The organism is Nioella sp. (assembly GCF_965215655.1).
In the GTDB taxonomy this organism is placed as follows: domain Bacteria; phylum Pseudomonadota; class Alphaproteobacteria; order Rhodobacterales; family Rhodobacteraceae; genus Nioella.
The window spans coordinates 982,058-998,158 of record NZ_OZ244111.1 but is presented as its reverse complement, the minus strand read 5'-3'; the positions used below and the strand labels follow the sequence as shown (position 1 = coordinate 998,158).

Annotated in this window: 19 protein-coding genes; 6 read left to right on the top strand and 13 right to left on the bottom strand. The window is 64.7% G+C overall.

What is annotated here, in order from left to right; translation table 11 throughout:
• Nucleotides 1-54 precede the first annotated feature (54 nt).
• Entirely contained in the window at nt 55-519 is a 465-nt protein-coding gene (locus ACOOEX_RS05115) for an Lrp/AsnC family transcriptional regulator (RefSeq protein ID WP_420397425.1), read from the bottom strand.
• Nucleotides 516-971 carry an Lrp/AsnC family transcriptional regulator gene (locus ACOOEX_RS05110; RefSeq protein ID WP_420397424.1) on the bottom strand — a complete coding sequence of 152 codons (456 nt, stop codon included), beginning with the start codon at nt 969-971 and terminating at the stop codon, nt 516-518. The genes ACOOEX_RS05115 and ACOOEX_RS05110 overlap by 4 nt, the downstream gene beginning before the upstream one ends.
• A gap of 137 nt (nt 972-1,108) precedes the next feature.
• On the opposite strand from ACOOEX_RS05110, the gene ilvC reads away from it, so the two are divergent.
• Nucleotides 1,109-2,131, top strand: a complete 1,023-nt coding sequence (ilvC, locus tag ACOOEX_RS05105) for a ketol-acid reductoisomerase (RefSeq protein ID WP_420397423.1) — start codon at nt 1,109-1,111, stop codon at nt 2,129-2,131.
• Between the two features lie 169 nt (nt 2,132-2,300).
• Nucleotides 2,301-2,990, top strand: a complete 690-nt coding sequence (locus tag ACOOEX_RS05100; protein WP_420397422.1) for a DUF4760 domain-containing protein — start codon at nt 2,301-2,303, stop codon at nt 2,988-2,990.
• 4 nt (nt 2,991-2,994) lie between these two features.
• On the opposite strand, the gene ACOOEX_RS05095 is transcribed toward ACOOEX_RS05100, so the two are convergent.
• A complete protein-coding gene (locus tag ACOOEX_RS05095) occupies nt 2,995-3,573 on the bottom strand; it encodes a hypothetical protein (protein WP_420397421.1) in 579 nt (192 codons plus the stop codon).
• 156 nt (nt 3,574-3,729) lie between these two features.
• On the opposite strand from ACOOEX_RS05095, the gene ACOOEX_RS05090 reads away from it, so the two are divergent.
• A complete protein-coding gene (locus tag ACOOEX_RS05090) occupies nt 3,730-4,251 on the top strand; it encodes a hemerythrin domain-containing protein (protein WP_420397420.1) in 522 nt (173 codons plus the stop codon).
• A gap of 85 nt (nt 4,252-4,336) precedes the next feature.
• On the opposite strand, the gene ACOOEX_RS05085 is transcribed toward ACOOEX_RS05090, so the two are convergent.
• The 4 genes from ACOOEX_RS05085 to ACOOEX_RS05070 all read right to left on the bottom strand — a co-directional run bounded on the left by ACOOEX_RS05085 (nt 4,337) and on the right by ACOOEX_RS05070 (nt 9,275).
• Nucleotides 4,337-5,836 (bottom strand): hypothetical protein, encoded by a 1,500-nt coding sequence (locus ACOOEX_RS05085; RefSeq protein WP_420397419.1) that lies wholly within the window; start codon nt 5,834-5,836, stop codon nt 4,337-4,339.
• Between the two features lie 171 nt (nt 5,837-6,007).
• Nucleotides 6,008-7,405 carry a sulfatase-like hydrolase/transferase gene (locus tag ACOOEX_RS05080; RefSeq protein ID WP_420397418.1) on the bottom strand — a complete coding sequence of 466 codons (1,398 nt, stop codon included), beginning with the start codon at nt 7,403-7,405 and terminating at the stop codon, nt 6,008-6,010.
• Nucleotides 7,402-8,406: a sterol desaturase family protein gene (locus ACOOEX_RS05075; protein WP_420397417.1), complete on the bottom strand. Its 1,005-nt coding sequence runs from the start codon at nt 8,404-8,406 to the stop codon at nt 7,402-7,404. The genes ACOOEX_RS05080 and ACOOEX_RS05075 overlap by 4 nt, the downstream gene beginning before the upstream one ends.
• 104 nt (nt 8,407-8,510) lie before the next feature.
• Nucleotides 8,511-9,275: a class II aldolase and adducin N-terminal domain-containing protein gene (locus ACOOEX_RS05070; protein ID WP_420397416.1), complete on the bottom strand. Its 765-nt coding sequence runs from the start codon at nt 9,273-9,275 to the stop codon at nt 8,511-8,513.
• A 111-nt stretch (nt 9,276-9,386) separates the two neighbouring features.
• Between ACOOEX_RS05070 and ACOOEX_RS05065 the strand changes: the two genes are divergently transcribed.
• Nucleotides 9,387-10,259 (top strand): LysR family transcriptional regulator, encoded by an 873-nt coding sequence (locus tag ACOOEX_RS05065; protein WP_420397415.1) that lies wholly within the window; start codon nt 9,387-9,389, stop codon nt 10,257-10,259.
• Between the two features lie 2 nt (nt 10,260-10,261).
• Here the strand turns inward: ACOOEX_RS05065 and ACOOEX_RS05060 are convergent, their stop codons facing one another.
• Entirely contained in the window at nt 10,262-10,639 is a 378-nt protein-coding gene (locus ACOOEX_RS05060; protein WP_420397414.1) for a GFA family protein, read from the bottom strand.
• A 159-nt stretch (nt 10,640-10,798) separates the two neighbouring features.
• Complete coding sequence (locus ACOOEX_RS05055) at nt 10,799-12,007, bottom strand: cytochrome P450 (RefSeq protein ID WP_420397413.1); 1,209 nt, start codon at nt 12,005-12,007, stop codon at nt 10,799-10,801.
• A gap of 57 nt (nt 12,008-12,064) precedes the next feature.
• Here ACOOEX_RS05055 and ACOOEX_RS05050 point away from each other — a divergent pair, with 57 nt between their 5' ends.
• A complete protein-coding gene (locus ACOOEX_RS05050) occupies nt 12,065-12,604 on the top strand; it encodes a MarR family winged helix-turn-helix transcriptional regulator (protein WP_420397412.1) in 540 nt (179 codons plus the stop codon).
• 47 nt (nt 12,605-12,651) lie between these two features.
• Nucleotides 12,652-13,233 (top strand): thymidine kinase, encoded by a 582-nt coding sequence (locus ACOOEX_RS05045; RefSeq protein ID WP_420397411.1) that lies wholly within the window; start codon nt 12,652-12,654, stop codon nt 13,231-13,233.
• Nucleotides 13,234-13,537: 304 nt separating this feature from the next.
• Here ACOOEX_RS05045 and ACOOEX_RS05040 read toward each other — a convergent pair whose 3' ends face one another.
• From ACOOEX_RS05040 to proC, 4 genes are read right to left on the bottom strand one after another with little or no spacing between them, the layout of a single operon-like run.
• Nucleotides 13,538-13,999, bottom strand: a complete 462-nt coding sequence (locus tag ACOOEX_RS05040) for a hypothetical protein (RefSeq protein ID WP_420397410.1) — start codon at nt 13,997-13,999, stop codon at nt 13,538-13,540.
• Nucleotides 13,996-14,943 (bottom strand): 2-hydroxyacid dehydrogenase, encoded by a 948-nt coding sequence (locus tag ACOOEX_RS05035; protein ID WP_420397409.1) that lies wholly within the window; start codon nt 14,941-14,943, stop codon nt 13,996-13,998. The genes ACOOEX_RS05040 and ACOOEX_RS05035 overlap by 4 nt, the downstream gene beginning before the upstream one ends.
• Nucleotides 14,940-15,281 (bottom strand): tRNA-binding protein, encoded by a 342-nt coding sequence (locus ACOOEX_RS05030; protein WP_420397408.1) that lies wholly within the window; start codon nt 15,279-15,281, stop codon nt 14,940-14,942. Before ACOOEX_RS05030 ends, ACOOEX_RS05035 begins: the two co-directional genes overlap by 4 nt.
• Nucleotides 15,278-16,087, bottom strand: a complete 810-nt coding sequence (gene proC, locus ACOOEX_RS05025; protein WP_420397407.1) for a pyrroline-5-carboxylate reductase — start codon at nt 16,085-16,087, stop codon at nt 15,278-15,280. The genes ACOOEX_RS05030 and proC overlap by 4 nt, the downstream gene beginning before the upstream one ends.
• Nucleotides 16,088-16,101 lie beyond the last annotated feature (14 nt).

Below are 16,101 nucleotides of genomic sequence, written 5' to 3'. Positions count from 1 at the left end.
GCCCTACGGGATGGCGGGTGGGGCGATGGTCCGTCCCGAAGGGCGGGCCGAGCGTCACCCCGCCATTAAAGGCCCCGGCCTGCGCTCCTCGCTCAGCAGAACATTGGCCTCCACATTGCCCACCCCCGGCAGGGTCATGATCCGGCGCCTGAGCACCCGCTCGAAATCGGCGATATCGCGGGCCACCACCCGCAACCGGTAATCGTAAAGCCCCAGCACATGGCTGACCTGCTGCACCTCGGGGATTGCGCTTACCGCCCGCTCGAAATCATCCAGCGACACCCGCCCCTTCGTCACCAGCTTCACGCCCAGAAACACCGTCACCCCGAAACCGAGCCGCGCAATATCGAGGTCGAGCGCCCGACCCGCGATCACCCCCGCCTCTTCCAGCCGCTTCACCCGGCGCCAGGCGGCGGGCTGGCTCAGCCCCAGGCGCCGCGCCAGCGTGGCGGAGCTTACCCCCGCCTCTTCCTGCAACGCCCGCAGGATTACGAAATCCACCTCGTCCCAATCGCTCATATCGGCAATGTCTTCACGTCTTTCAGCGTCGCCACCTGCATCAGCGCCTCGATATCGGTGATATGGGGCAGCGCCAGGATGCGGTCGCGATAGACCTGCTGGTAATGGGCCATGTCGCGGGCCAGGACGGACAGGCGCAGATCGACCCGGCCCAGGAAGGTCTGGATCTCCACCACTTCCGGGATCTCGCGCGCCGCTGCCATCACCTCGTCGAAGGCGCGGCTCTGGGTCTTGTCGAGCGTGATGCGCAGGCTGACCTCGACCGTGAAACCAAGCGCGCGCCAGTCGATCACCGCGCGGGTGGCGCGCAGCACACCCTCCTCGCGCAGCCGGTCGAGCCGCTTGTAGCAGGTCGCAGGCGCAATCCGGGCGGCCTCGGCCAGATCTGCCACCGGCATGTCGGGATCTGCCTGGAGATGGCGCAGAAGGCGTCTGTCGGTGTCGTCGAGCATGAATTACACACATATTTTCAGTATGGGTGAATAATTTTCTATCAGAATGCGCAAATTCTTCCAACCCAAACCTCGCCCCCACCCAAAAGGGCAGATAGACAGGGCGCCAGAGTTTTATCCAACGGAGGAGAGATCCGATGCGCGTTTACTACGACCGCGATTGCGACATCAACCTGATCAAGGACATGAAAGTGGCCATCCTGGGCTATGGCTCGCAGGGCCACGCCCACGCGCTGAACCTGCGCGATTCCGGCGCCAAGAACGTCGTCGTCGCCCTGCGCGAAGGCTCTGCCTCTGCCGCGAAGGCCGAAGGTGAGGGCCTGCAGGTCATGGGCATCGCCGAAGCCGCCGCCTGGTGCGACCTGATCATGTTCACCATGCCCGATGAACTTCAGGCAGAGACCTACAAGAAATACGTCCATGACAACCTGCGTGAGGGCGCGGCGATTGCCTTCGCCCACGGTCTGAACGTGCATTTCGGCCTGATCGAGCCCAAGCCCGGCGTTGACGTGATCATGATGGCCCCCAAGGGCCCCGGCCACACCGTGCGCGGCGAATACACCAAGGGCGGCGGCGTGCCCTGCCTCGTGGCCGTGAACAACGACGCCTCCGGCAAAGCGCTGGAAATCGGCCTCAGCTACTGCTCCGCCATCGGCGGTGGCCGCTCGGGCATCATCGAGACCAACTTCCGCGAAGAATGCGAAACCGACCTCTTCGGCGAGCAGGCGGTTCTCTGTGGCGGTCTGGTCGAACTGATCCGCATGGGCTTCGAGACCCTGGTGGAAGCGGGCTACGCCCCCGAAATGGCCTATTTCGAGTGTTTGCACGAGGTGAAGCTGATCGTGGACCTGATCTACGAAGGCGGCATCGCCAACATGAACTACTCGATCTCGAACACCGCGGAATATGGCGAATACGTTTCCGGCCCGCGCGTCCTGCCCTACGAGCAGACCAAGAAAGAGATGAAGGCCATCCTGCACGACATCCAGACCGGCAAGTTCGTGCGTGACTTCATGGCGGAAAACCAGGTCGGCCAGCCGTTCTTCAAAGGCACCCGCCGCATGAACGACGCCCACCAGATCGAAGAGGTTGGTGAAAAGCTGCGCGCCATGATGCCGTGGATCTCCGCCGGCAAGATGGTCGACAAGTCCAAGAACTGATCCGGTCGGTAAGAGGGGCGTATTCACTGGAAATTAACGCCTCTCATGCCTATACTCGAAGGAACTGACGCCCCCGAAGAGGAGAGCACCATGTTTCTCGAAGGCACCGGAAACGGCTGAATAACAGGGCCGGGCGTAAATGCCCGGCTCTTTGCATGTATGAGTATCGATGTTCCGAGTTCTTCTTCGCCTGATCACTCAGGGCTTGTTCCCGATCCTGACCCTGCTTTGCCTCGCCGGGCTGATCCTGCCGGTTGTTGCGCCGGTGCCGTTTGCCGTCGATCCGCGCATATTGGCGACCCTCGCGGCCTTCTTCTTCACCGTCTTCTCCTATTTCCACCGGTCGTGGGAGGCCGAGCGCCAGTCGCGCCAACAGCATACGCTGAAGATGCTGTTCGATACGCGCCTGTCCTCCGAGTTCCGCGCCAACCTTGAGGCCAGAAAGCATTGCTTCCCCGAGGATCGGCCCGTCGAGCCGGACCACTATTTCGCCTGTCTCACCGCGAAACGAAACGAAGACCTGACCGACAAGGCGGCAAGGCAGCGCCGACAAAGCGCCGAGGCCTTGCGCAGCCTCCTGAACTATTACGAATTTCTTTCACTGGCAGTGCTGCGTGGCGATCTCGACGACGACATGCTGCGAAACACGATCCGCGGCATCATGTGCAACCTCGTGCGCGACTGCCACGCCCTGCTGGTCGCCCACCAGGCCCGTAATCCACGGGCCTACCAGCACCTGATCGCGCTCTATGAACGGTGGCGCGACGTGGACTACCCGGGATTTCCATCCCTGCACTGGCGCAGGGAGTGGCAGGCCCGGCTTTTCGGGATGGACCTACGCGTGAGCGTCTCGCGGTAGGGTCTCACCCACCCCCCATCATCCGCTCATGCACCGCCTGCATCCCGCGCGCGGCCATGTCGCTGACCTCGGCGGCGTGGGTTTGCAGCGCGGCAACCAGCTCGGGGTCGTCCGAAGTCTGGGTCACCACGATGCCCGCTTCAGTCACTTCGATGTTACTCATCAGCCCGTCATAGCGGGCGAAGAAGATGTCGAGCGTCGGGCTCTGGATGAAGATCTGGGGATCGTCGCCTGCCTCCACCCGTGCGATCATCTGGGTGACATGGCGCACCAATGCCTCCATCACGTAAGGGTCGGTTGCGCCGGTCACGGTGCGGATGCCGTTTGGCAGGTTTTCCACCTCGCGATAAAGCGTGTCGAAATGGTGGAACATGACCATCAGGTCGGCGCTTTCGCCGGGCGTGGCGTTGAGGCCGCGCAGCCCCGGCATATTCACCTCGTCATGGCCGGTGCCGTCCTGCCCATGATGCCGCATCCCGTGGCCTGCGCCATGGCCGTGCATCTGCGCCACGCCTGCGCCGGTCATCAATGTCAGTGTAAGTGCCGCTGCGACGAGCCTTCCAGCCGCTGGAATGATTGTCATTGTCAATTCCTCCTGACAAGACCCTACACGGGTTTCGCGGCTCTGCAATCCGGCCCTGCCCCTGTGCGCGGGCGCAGATTGTCACGTTTGCGTGTGCCCCCCATCTGGGCTGCCATGACCCACCACATCACGACACGGGAGGGCCTTCCGCCCGAAATGCGGAGCCTCCTGCGGGACCTGCCACGCGATAGCTGGCGGGCGCATCCCGCTTTCGCCCGCTCCATCCGAAACTGGATGGGCGCCCATCAGATGTTCCGCCAGCTCGGCCAAATCGTGCAGGAGGATAGCGAGACCTTCCTCGACAAGGGGATGGCAACCGACCGCTATGCCGGGCGGCTGGCGCATTTCGGCAACCTCTTGGTGCGCAACCTGCACGGCCACCATACCTGGGAAGACCGCAGCTATTTCCCCGAGTTGCAGGCCGCCGACCCGCGCTTTGCCGACGGGCTGGAGATGCTGGAAGGCGACCACATGGAGCTGGACGGGCTGCTCGACCGGTTCACGCGGGGGGCCAACCGCGTGGTGCAACTGGCCACGCTCGACCCTACCCAGATGGCGGATGAGGCCGGGCCGGTGCGGGACATGGCCGAGCAACTGGGTGGGTTTCTTCACCGTCACCTGACCGATGAGGAAGACCTGATCGTGCCCATCCTGCTGCATCACCGGCTGCGGGCCTGACTGACCGGGCGCGACGTGCGCGCGCCCGGCTCAAATCCCGGACCCTGTCCCGTGGGCGCAGATGGCCCTTCCCGCGAGACGCCACCTACCCCGCGCCGCGCCCCGCCGCGTCCGAGACGAAGGTCGTGGCGATCTCGCCCTTCAGCAGGCCGATCAGCGTTCTGGTGATCGCCTGTCGGTTCTGGTCCGGATCAATCTCGGGCAGATGCCGCAGGGCCCACCGGCTGACCGCCCCGTCATGGCTGGCGGCGGCCAATTGACCAAAGGCCTGTTCCAGCGCCGCGTGATCGACACCGCCGCCGGTTAGGGTGGCGTAGTCGAGCCGCTCGTCGAACCGGTGCACACCCGGCATGTCCGCCATCCAGCTGACCCCGAACAGAAGCGCGGGCTTGCCAGAGGTCACCGCCTCCCATGCGGCGGTGCCGGAAATCGTCGCGACGCATTCCGACGCGGCTGTCAGCTTGTGCGTATTCGCATGCGAAGGCAGCAGCTGGACCGAAGGAATCCGGCGCAGGCGGTGAAAGAACATCGGGCTGCGATACTGGCCGTTCTGCTTGGGGTTTTCCTTGACCAGGATGCGGACATCCTCGGGCAGGATCGCCGCCAGTTGCTCGATGGCCAGAGCCTGATCGCGGTAGATCCCGCCAAGGATGGCGGTCGTCATCTCGGGCTGCATCTGAAGCGGGAAATAGACAAAGCGCTGATCCAGATCGACCGGGGCCTCCTCCAGTTCGGCCAGCGTTTCGGCATAGTCCAGCGCATCGGTGTGGAAGAACCGCGCGAACGGATCGCGCCAGTCCGGCAGCCGCCGGGCCACGCGCCACATCCGGCGGATCGTCCGCGCCAGCGACAGGGGCCGAACCAGCAGCGACGGCTCCTGCATCACCACATGCGCGGCAAGCTGGCCAAGCGCCCGCCCCGACAAGCGCCCGCGCGGCCCCTGCTCTTGCGAGATCCCTTTCATGTAATAGAGATCGGACGCGGCACCCGGTTCGATGGGAACGGGCGGCGCGGGGTCCGCTTTTGGCGACAGGCGGCCCAGATCCTCGATCCGATCCATGGAATAGAAGGTCGCCGGGTCATATCCGACCCGCAGGATCAGCGTGCGAATCCCGAGATGACGCGCCAGACGGTACAGCATGATATCGTAGAACAGGTGCGGGATATCGAAGAAGACCACCGCATTGATCCGCTCCGATTGCAGAATGCCGGCCAGCCGGTCCGCGACGATGCCGACATAGTTCGCGTAGTCGGAAGGGTGTTTCAGATCGTGACTGCGATAGGCATGGCCCGCCGCACCGCGTTGCAGGCTGTCCATCGCCTCATGCAGGATCCGGTCGAAACCGGGCGCGCGGGTAAAGCTGGCCGCCGCCCCGCTGAACCGGTCGCCCGCCATGACATGGCCCCGGCGTCCCCTGGCATCGGTCATCCGAAGCAGGCTGGACGCCTTGTAATCCGCATCCGTGCCGCCAAAGGTGACAAGGTGTTCAATATCGCTGTCAGGCTGGCGCATGATCTCGCGCACCACATCGACGCCCGGAGAGGACGTGGCGACCGCGCAAAGACGAAGGGGCGTTTCACTCATTCTGGGGACCTACCCGCGCTTCCCGTCATCAATGCCACCCCTGAGAGGAGCGTTGCCCCGAGGGTCCTCCGCCACATGTGCCATGCGTCGCTGCCCCCGTTCCTCGTGCGCATCCTGCCTGTGGGCGCCAGACTTACCCGGTTTGACTAGCCGCGCCAAGTGGGGCCGGGGTCAGCTGTCCCCGACTTTCGTGAAGTTCCACTGCGGTATCCCAAGAATGGCGTCGCGCCCGCCATGATCTGCCATTTTCCGGGCCTGATCGGCATGGGCGCGGGCATTGACGGCCTCGGGGTCCATGATCGCGGCCAGCCGCGCCTCCGCCTCGGCCCGGATATCGGGGCGCGCGGTGGCCAGGTCCGTGGTCTCGCCCGGATCGGCGGTCAGGTCGAACAGCTGCGGCGGATGGCCTTCGGCGTAGTGGATATATTTCCACTGGGTTTCATCCCGCGCCTGCCAGCGCAGCATGGTCATGCCCACGGAACAGCCCCCGTCATGATATTCCGACAGCACCGAGCGCCCCGGTTCGGGCGCGGCCAGCAGCGAGCGGCCCGAGAACCCCTCACAGCTTTGCCCCATGGCCTCGGCAATCGTCGGCGCGATGTCGATCAGGCTGACCGGATCGGCCCGCCGCCCCGGTGCGACCCCCGGCCCCGCTACAATGAGCGGCACTCGGGTCGAGCTGTCATACATCACCGATTTCGTCCAGAAGCCCTTTTCCCCCATCATGTCGCCATGGTCCGAGGTGAAGATGACCAGCGTTTCGTCCGCCTGCCCGCTCTCCTCCAGCGCCGCCAGCACCCTGCCCACCTGCGCATCCACGAAACTGCACAAAGCGCGATAGGCGGCATGGGCCATCCCCCGCGCCTCATCCGTGAAATGCTGGTCATGGGCGAAGAAGCCAGCGATTTCGCGCAGGATCGGGTGGTCGGGGACAGGCTCCGCCGGGCGCTGATACTCGGCAGGGTCGTAAAGCGACAGGAATTCCACCGGCGCGATCAGCGGGTAATGCGGGCTGAGATACGACACGAAGGCCGCCCAGGGCCTTGCCTTGCGCTCCGGCTCTGCCAGCCAGTCACAGGCGGCCTCGGTCACCCCAAGATCATAGCGCGTGTAGCCGGTCCAGCCCGCGCCCAGTTCCTCCGCCAGCCCCGCCGTGGCGTCGTAGCGCGGAACCGGACGACGGACGAGGCCAAGCAGCCAGCCCTTGCCCTCATGCACATGCAGCGGCTGGATCTGCCGCTCGAACCCGGTATCGTCGCCCTCATCCCGGTAATGCAGTTTACCGATGGACACGACCTCCACCCCGCCCGCGCGCAGCCGATGCCCCCAGGAGGGCAAGCGCCCGTCATAAGGCTCCGCAGAGGACCAATGGCCGTTCTCATGCACATCCCGCCCGGTGGCAATCGCCGCCCGCGCAGGCACGCAGATGGGCGACGGCGTATAAGCCGCGTCGAAGACTATCCCCCGCGCGGCCAAAGCGTCGATATTGGGCGTCTTGGCCCCAAGCGACGCGGCGGACCCAACGGCCCACCACGCCATTTCATCGACCATCAGGAAAAGCGTGTTCACCGCGTATACATCTGCTTCTTGAAGGCCCGCGTCCGCTCCGTCGCGGCGGCAGACCCATCGTGATAGGTGCCGAACCACTTGTCGAAGGGGATTTCGGACGTGCCATAGTTGCACTCGAAATAGCGGTGATGGAGCTGGTGAAAGAAATCTCCCGCTTTCAGCGCCTCGGCCTCGCCCGCCTTCACCTTCTCGAACCCGGAATGCGACAGCACCGGGCTGACCTGCTGGAAATAGATGTGGAACATCAGGTGCAGCGGGTGCGAGGGCACGACCAGATGAATGAAATACGTCGAGAAGTAGAGCAGGTTTTCATACCAGTGGTTCGAGATACCCGACCACGGCCCGATATTGATATTGCGATGATGCACGGCATGGACATGGCGATAGAGCTTCGGGTGATGTGACAGCCGGTGCACCCAGTAGAAATGCAGCCCCGACCACATCGGGATGAACGCCATCCAGACCACGCACCAGACCGGCGCGGCGGCCCATGTCACCACCGGCACATAACCATTGGCCATCGCCCACCAGATGCCCCATTGATAGACCGTCGCCACGCTCATCGCGCTGCCAAGCGTCCACCAGATATTGTCCCAGACCTGGTTGCGGAAGGTGAAAACGCCATTGTCGCGGGTCAGATCGCGGCGGTCGAACTTCTTGTGCAGCCCCTGCGATTTGCGCATGTAAAGCCACCAGTGCAGCGACCCCGCCACCAGTGTCTGCGCGCCCATGTTCAGAAGCCAGACGGTCAGCATCCAGCCAGGTGCGAAGCTGCGCATTTCCTCCAGCGGCGGCAGGAACACCGCATAGGCTATGACAGCCAGCGCCATGCACAGCGTCAGCGAGGTCAGCTGCAACCATGCCCCCCGATACCATGCCAGAACGGCGGCGGGCCGGGGCGGCCAGGAAAACAGCGGGTTGAGCGCCACGGGACCATCCGGGCGATAATTCCAGCGCTCGGTCTCCGGGTCCGGGGGCGGGTTGGTGGTCAGGTCGGTCATGTCAGTCTCCTGTAATCTCTGAAACGCGAAGGGATCAGGGATCACGGGGGCGGCGGCTGGTAGGAAAAGCTCCGCCGATGAGGGGCCTGCCGCCACATGGCGCGTCAACTCGCGTAGTCGGAGCCTTCCTCGTCGAGGATGGCCTTCAGTTCCGCCATGTGCCGTTCGGCCTGACCCGGATAGGTCTCGATCTCGCGCGCGGTCTTTTCCGCGATCTCGTCGGACAGCACCCGCAGCGGCTGGCCGGTCTGTAGCGCGCGGATATAGGTCTCGGCGGCGCGTTCGAAATAGTAGAGCCGGTTGAACGTGTCGGCGACGCTGTCGCCCAAAACCATCACGCCATGGTTGCCCATGATCATGACCTTTTTCATTGGGTCCTGAAGCGCGGCGGCACAGCGCTCGCCCTCGTCCTCGAAGGCCAGCCCGCCGAAATGCTCGTCCACCACATAGCGATTGAAGAAGGTTGCAGTGTTCTGGTCAATGGGTGGCAGGCTGCTGTCGGCGAGGCTCGCCAGAACCGTGGCATGGATCGAATGCACATGCATCGCGCAGCGATGATGCGGGCAGCGGCGGTGGATTGCGCCATGCAGACCCCAGGCCGTCGGGTCGGGCGCGCCGGGCATCTCCAACGTATCCGGGTCGTTCGCATCCAGCAGCAAGAGGTCCGAGGCCTTGATCCGCCGGAAATGCACTTGGTTGGGGTTCATCAGGAACCGTGTGCCATCCTCGTTCACCGCAAGGCTGAAATGGTTGGCCACGGCCTCGTGGAAATTCAGCCGCTCCGTCCAGCGGAAGGCAGCGGCAAGGTCCACGCGCTCCTGCCAGTGGGACATGTTGGGATGGGCGGCGATGCTGGCGGTCTGGGTCATGGCGTGTCTCCTGTCCTTGGGGAAAGACTGCCGCAAAGCAGGCCGACTTTACCAACGATGAATTCGCAAGTATTGCATTAGAAAAACTGATCCATCGCGAGATACCAGCCCATGCAACCCTCTGCCCTGCCGCCGCTTGGCTGGCTGCGCGCCTTCGAGGCCGCCGCGCGGCACCTGTCCTTCACGCAGGCCGCCGTGGAACTGAACCTGACGCAATCGGCGATCAGCCAGCATATCCGCAATCTGGAGGGCTTTCTGGGGCGGGAGCTTTTCGTGCGCCGCACGCGGTCGCTGGTGCTGACCAATGCGGGCGTGAACTACCTGCCGATCGTGCGAGAGGCCTTCGACATCCTCGCCGCCGGCACCCGCAGTTTCATCGGTGGCGCCCCCCACAACACGCTGAATCTGCAATGTAACCTGGCCTTCTCCACCTTTTGGCTCGCCCCTCGCATGGCGCGGCTGAAGGCGGCGCATCCGTGGCTGGTGTTGAACCTCGTCACCCCGATCTGGGACCCCGAGAAATTCGCCCATACCGCCGCGGTGGAAATCCGCTTCGGCCGCGCCGCCGACATGCCCGCCAGCGCCCAGCGCATGACCCGCGACCGGGTGTTTCCCGTCTGTGCCCCCGGCTATGCCGAGGGTGCCCCGGACTGGCGGCGTGATCCGCTTTTCGAATGCGGGGGGATCATGTCGAACTGGGATTACTGGGCAGCCAGCCAGGGCGAAACCCTGCCGCCGCACCAGCAGGTGACAATTTCCTCAAGCTACACGTTTTCCCTGACAGCGGCGCGGGCGGGCGCGGGGCTGGCCATGGGGCATGAAACGCTTTGCACCGATCTGCTGCACCGGGGCGAGCTGATCCGCCCCTTCGACCACGCCGCCGACCTGCTGGAGGCCTATTTCCTGATCGCCCCGCCCGAGCGTGACGCCACGAAGCCAAGCCGCGCCTTCTGCGATTGGCTGATGCAGGAATTCAGCACCTGACCTCAGCCATGCGCCTCGTCATCGGTCAGCGGACGCGTTCCGTCATCGCCGGTGCCGTCGTATTTGGGCAGCCCGTCGCGCATCTCGATCCAGGGCAGCCGTTCGGAATAATAGACATGCGCCTTGGGGGCGTAGTCCGAGGGATCCTCCAGCGTTGCCGCCGGGATATGGGTCTCATTCGGCCAGCGCACCGGGTTGCGGTAAAAGAGCGGCGAACCGCAGGAACGGCAGAAACCGCGTTCCACATCCTCGGAAGACGCGTAGCTGCCCACCGGTCCCGACCACGTCAATCCCTCGTCCGCCATCCCGAACAGCGCCACGAAAGGCGCGGAACTCGCCCGGCGACAGCTCTCGCAATGGCAATAGGCGGCCCATCTCATTCGCCCGGTGGCAGACCAAGTCACCTGGCCGCACAGGCATCGTCCCGTAAGTGTCGTCATAAAATCCTGAACCCAACTATTCTCAATGTCAGAATGGACAGCATGGGAATGGACCGGCAAGCAAGAGGACCGATGGTCACGCAAAGGTGATCGGCAGGTTCAACAGTGATCTTCAGCCAATTCCCGCCGAATTCGGCCCGCCGCGTCCCAAGCCACCGGCATCGACAGAGGCCCTCTGAACGCCCATCCCCCGAAACGGCTGGCATTGGGCGGGTCGAGTCGCAGGCCCTTTAGGCGCTCGAACAGCATCGGCAAGGCGACCTCGGCAATCAGCGCCTTCGACGCCCAGGCCCCGGCGCAGAAATGCGGCCCCGCCCCGAAGGCGATGGAGGCGCTGACATCCTGCGTGATGTCGTAGTCCTCGGGTCGCGCAAACACGGCCTCGTCCCGGTTGCCTGATCCGAACATCAGGAACACCCGGTCCTCCGGCTCGAACGTTACACCGTTCACCGTGTCGCGCTTCGCCACCCGGCGCGGCGACATGCCGATGGGGCTGATCCAGCGCGCATATTCCTCGAAGGCCTGCATCCATGTGGCCTGCCCGGTCTGCACCTTCGCCAGTTGATCGGGATGGGTCAGCAGAGCCCATGCCGTGCCCGCGATGGCATCTCGCGGCTCGTTCTGGCCGCCGGAAATGGCCAGCTTTACATTGGCCCGGATCTGCGCGTCAGACAGGCCGGCCTGTATTTGTACGGAGAGCAGCGAGTGATCCGGGTTTTCTCGCAGCTCCGGCATTCGCTCGTCAATGTGCCGGTCGATCGAGGCGATGCAATCATGGCAATTGGCCTCGACATCCGGGTCGCCCGCGTAATTCGCACAGCCGTCGATCATGCCCTGGCTGACGCGGTCCATTTCCGCGTAGCTCATGTTGGTGAGCCCCGTGATCGCCTTCAGTGCCTCGCCCGAGACCGGCAGCGCGAAGTCCTTCACCAGATCGCAGGCGCCAAGCGGCGCGATCCGGTCCAGCACCTCGGCCGTGCGCGCGCGGAACTGCGCCGTCCACACGTCACGCACCGTCTTAGGCGACACCGTGGGGAACACGGCCTTGCGTTCGGCCGCGTGATCCGCCCCGTCCTTGCGCATCATGTTCTGGCCCATCAGCACCGTCATCAACCCCTCGGGCTGGTCCGAGGAAAACACCTCCACCCGCTTTTCCTGGGTAAAGATGTCGTCGCGCCGGGTGATCAGGGTTGCGCCCAGTTGCGGCACATAGGCAATCGGCGCCTCGGCCCGCATGCGTTTAAGCGTTGGATAGGGATCAGCCCAGAAGGCGGGCGGGTCGATCTCGAAGACAGGCGCGTCGGACATGGCTATCCTCCAGTGTTGTCATGTCAACATGGGCGACGATGCCGCATAGCTGTTGTCATGTCAACACGCATCCCCTACCCTGCCCCCATGACCGCCGACCTGCCTGATGACCTCTTCCTGATCCACCCCGACGACACGGGCGGCCCCGCCACGCCCACGCTCAGCTTTTCGCGCAGCCCCACGGTGCTGCTGAACTTCACCGCGAACCGCTTCACCCGCAGCGCCGCCCGCGCCTATCAGGATCGGTTCGGCATCGGTGCGATGGACTGGCGGATGCTGGTCATGCTGGCACGAGAGCCGAGCAGCACCGCCGCCCATGCCAGCCGCACCATCGGCATCGACAAGGCCGCCGTCAGCCGGGCCCTTGCGCGACTGGAGGCAAAGGGCCTTGTCGCCCCCGCCGATCCCGATCAAGGCAGGCTTGGGCGCGAATGGGTGCTGACGGACACGGGCATCGCCCTGCACGGACAGGTTCTGACCGAGGCACTGGCTCGTCAAAAGGCGCTGCTCGATGGCTTCAGCCCCGAGGAGGTTGCGCAGTTTACCGGCTTCCTCAGCCGTTGCCTCGGCAATCTCGACAAGCTGGAGAGCGACTGACACCGCGGGGTCTTGCGCGGGGCTTGGGCTTGGGGCACATCCGGGAAATGGCCAAGCTCTATTTCAACTATTCGACCATGAACGCAGGGAAATCGACCCTGCTTCTGCAAGCCTCCTACAACTACATTGAACGGGGCATGCAGACCTACCTGCTGACCGCAAATTTCGATGACCGGGCGGGGAAGGGCCAGATCGGTAGCCGAATCGGAATCTCGGCCGAGGCAGACACCTATACGCAGGCCGATGATCTCTATGCCAAGATCGCGGCGCGGCTCGAAGACGGCCCATGCGCCTGCGTGCTGGTCGACGAGGCGCAGTGGATGACCAGGGATCAGGTCTGGCAACTGGCCCGGGCGGTGGATGACCTGCGGGTTCCGGTCATGTGCTACGGGCTGCGGGTGGATTTCCGGGGCGAACTGTTTCCGGGCTCGGCGGCGCTGCTGGCGCTGGCCGATGAAATGCGCGAGGTGCGCACGATCTGCCATTGCGGCAAGAAGGCCACGATGGTGATCCGCGTGGGCGAAGACGGCAAAGCGCTGCGCGAAGGGGCGCAGATCGAGGTGGGCGGCAATGACCGCTATGTGTCGCTGTGCCGGATCCATTGGCGCGAGGCGGTCGGGGATCGGTAGAGACGCGGTTTCGAAACCGCGTCGCCCCCGCCTTCACCCCATCTTAACCCCGATCTGGCACGCTGAGCGCCGGTTAACCGATTCCCATAGCGTGGCCCGGTCCGCCGATCCGACCCCCAGACCACCCCGACAAGGGTGCAGGTGACGAAACGCGCCAGAAGCTTCGCCAGACCATCCTGCTACGCACGCCCCAACGGGCGGCGCCGCCCATCCGATTACGCCACCCCGACACTCCGGGAGTTTCCAGCCAGAGACATGTGGCACACTCGACCGGGACCGGCCCCGCTCGGGCAATTGGCAGGCCCTATTCATTGCAACTGCTGAATATGCGGGGCAGCGGTTGCAAATCCTCGCCAAGCCCGCCGCGCATGCGATGCAGGTTCACCTCCACCGGGTAGAACCCGACTGGATACCAGACCAATTCGCCCGGATGGGCATGAACGGGAAGCTCCATCAACGCGCCATCTTCGACCAGGGTGAACAGCGCCGCCCCCGTGCGGTTCGGCTGATCCCCCACGCCGCGCACCCCGACTAGCAGCAGCCCGCGAAAGGGCGCGCCAAACCGTTCCCAGCTTTCCCCGTTCGCAAACGCGGCTTCGCCACAGAAGACACCCGGCTGATCCTGCGCCGCCTGCTCTGCGATCAGGTCAGGCGACAGCGCGCCGGTCTCGGGCCAGAGCAGCCGGAATTGGTAACCCTCCAGCACAACGGCGTTTTCCGCCAGCGCCGGGGCCGCCAACGCCAGCAGCGCCGCCAGCCATCTCATACCGGGTTCGGCAAGTCCCGCCCCTCGGCGAAGGCGATGATATTGTCGAGCGCCATGCGCCCCATATCCTCGCGCGGCTCCAGCGCCGAGGTGCCCAGATGCGGCAATAGCGTCACGTTCTCCATCACCCGCAGCGCTTCGGGCACCTCCGGCTCGAACTCGTAGACATCGAGCCCCGCCCCCGCGATCCGGCCCGCCTGAAGCGCCGCGATCAGCGCGGCCTCGTCCACGATATCCCCGCGCGCGATATTGACGAAAATCGCATGGGGCTGCATGGCGGCAAAGACCTCGGCGCCCACAAGGTGATGCGTCTCGGCCCCGCCCGGCGTGGCCACCACAACCACATCGGCCAGCGCCAGGGCCTCCATCATCTCCATCTGCTCGGCCGGAAAATCCACCGCTTTTCTGGACCGGTTCACATAGACCACCCGGCAGCCAAAGCCAAAATGACAGCGCCGCGCGATGGCCTGCCCGATGCGGCCCATGCCGATGATACAGACGGTCTTACCACTGACATGCAACCCCAGAAGCTGCGTCGGATGCCAGCCGGTCCAGCCGCCCGCGCGCACCAGCCGTTCGCCCTCGCCCGCGCGGCGCGCGGTCATCAGAATGAGCGTCAGCGCAATATCGGCGGTTGAGTCCGTCACCGCGCCCGGCGTGTTCGTCACCGCGATGCCGACGGCCCGTGCCGCCGCCACGTCGATATGGTTGAACCCGGCCCCGAAATTGGCCAGCAGTCTGCACCGCGGCTGGGGCACGGCGGCAAAGGCCTCGGCCCGGAACGCATCGCCAAGCGTCGGCAGCACCGCGTCATAATCTGCCAGCGCCGCGACGCATTCCGCATGGGTCATCGGCTGAGTGGTCGTCCGGCAGGTCACGTCGAACCTCGCCTCGGCGGCCTCCATCACGCTTTCGGGCAGGCGGCGGGAAATCAGCAGCTTCAATGCATCCGCCCCCCTTTGGGCACGTTTTGATCGGGGCCGATCAGCACGATCTCTCCGTTCTCATCAGGCAGACCAAGCACCAGAATCTCCGACATCACCGGCCCGATCTGACGGGGTGGGAAATTCACCACCGCCATCACCTGCTTACCGACCAGCCCCGACGGATCGTAATGCGCGGTGATCTGGGCGGAGCTTTTCCTGACCCCCAACTCGCCGCCGAAATCGACCCAGAGCTTGATCGCGGGTTTCCGCGCCTCGGGAAACGGCTCGGCCCGCACAACCTCGCCCACGCGGATATCGACCTTGAGGAAGTCGTCGAAGGTAATCTCGTCGCTCATCCCTTCAACTCCCGCGACCGGCCCGCTGCGGCACCCACCGTGGCGCGCATCAGAGGCATCAGCCCATCCTCGGCCATCAGAACCTCCAGCCCCGCCTGCGTGGTGCCATTGGGGGAGGTTACGTTGATCCGCAGCTGTTCGGGGCTCTCGGATGCGGCCTCGGCCAGCGCGCCCGCGCCCGCCACGGTCGCCTTGGCCAGTTGCATCGCCATCTCCTCGGGCAGTCCCTCGGCCCGCGCGGCGGCGGCGAGCGCGTCGATCATGTAGAAGACATAGGCAGGCCCCGAGCCCGACACGCCGGTGACCGCGTCGATCTGGTCCTCGTGCGACAGGCGCACCACCTGCCCCACGGTCGACAGAAGCCCCTCTGCCATCTCGAGATCACTCACCCCGCTGGCCCCGTTGCCGATGATCGCGGTGATCCCCTTGCCCACGGCGGCGGGCGTGTTGGGCATCGCGCGGATCACGCGGGTACCTGCCCCCAGGATCGATTCGAAATAGGCAATCGGCGTGCCTGCGGCGACCGAAACGATCAGCGTCGCCCCCCCGCCAAGCGGTTGCAGCTGCGGCAGCGCCTCGGCCATGAATTGCGGTTTCACGGCAACGATGGCGACGGCGGGGTCCTCGGGCAGCCCCTCATTCACGTGCAGCCCCTGCGCCGTAACCCAGTCCGAGGGATGAGGGTCCAAGACCCAGACAGCACCCGGTTCCAGCCCCCCGGCCAGCCAGCCCTCCAGCATCGCCTGCCCCATCTTGCCACAGCCCAGCATCACCAGCCCGCGGCGCGCGATCTCGTCGAAATTCATGTGTTCTCCCGGCA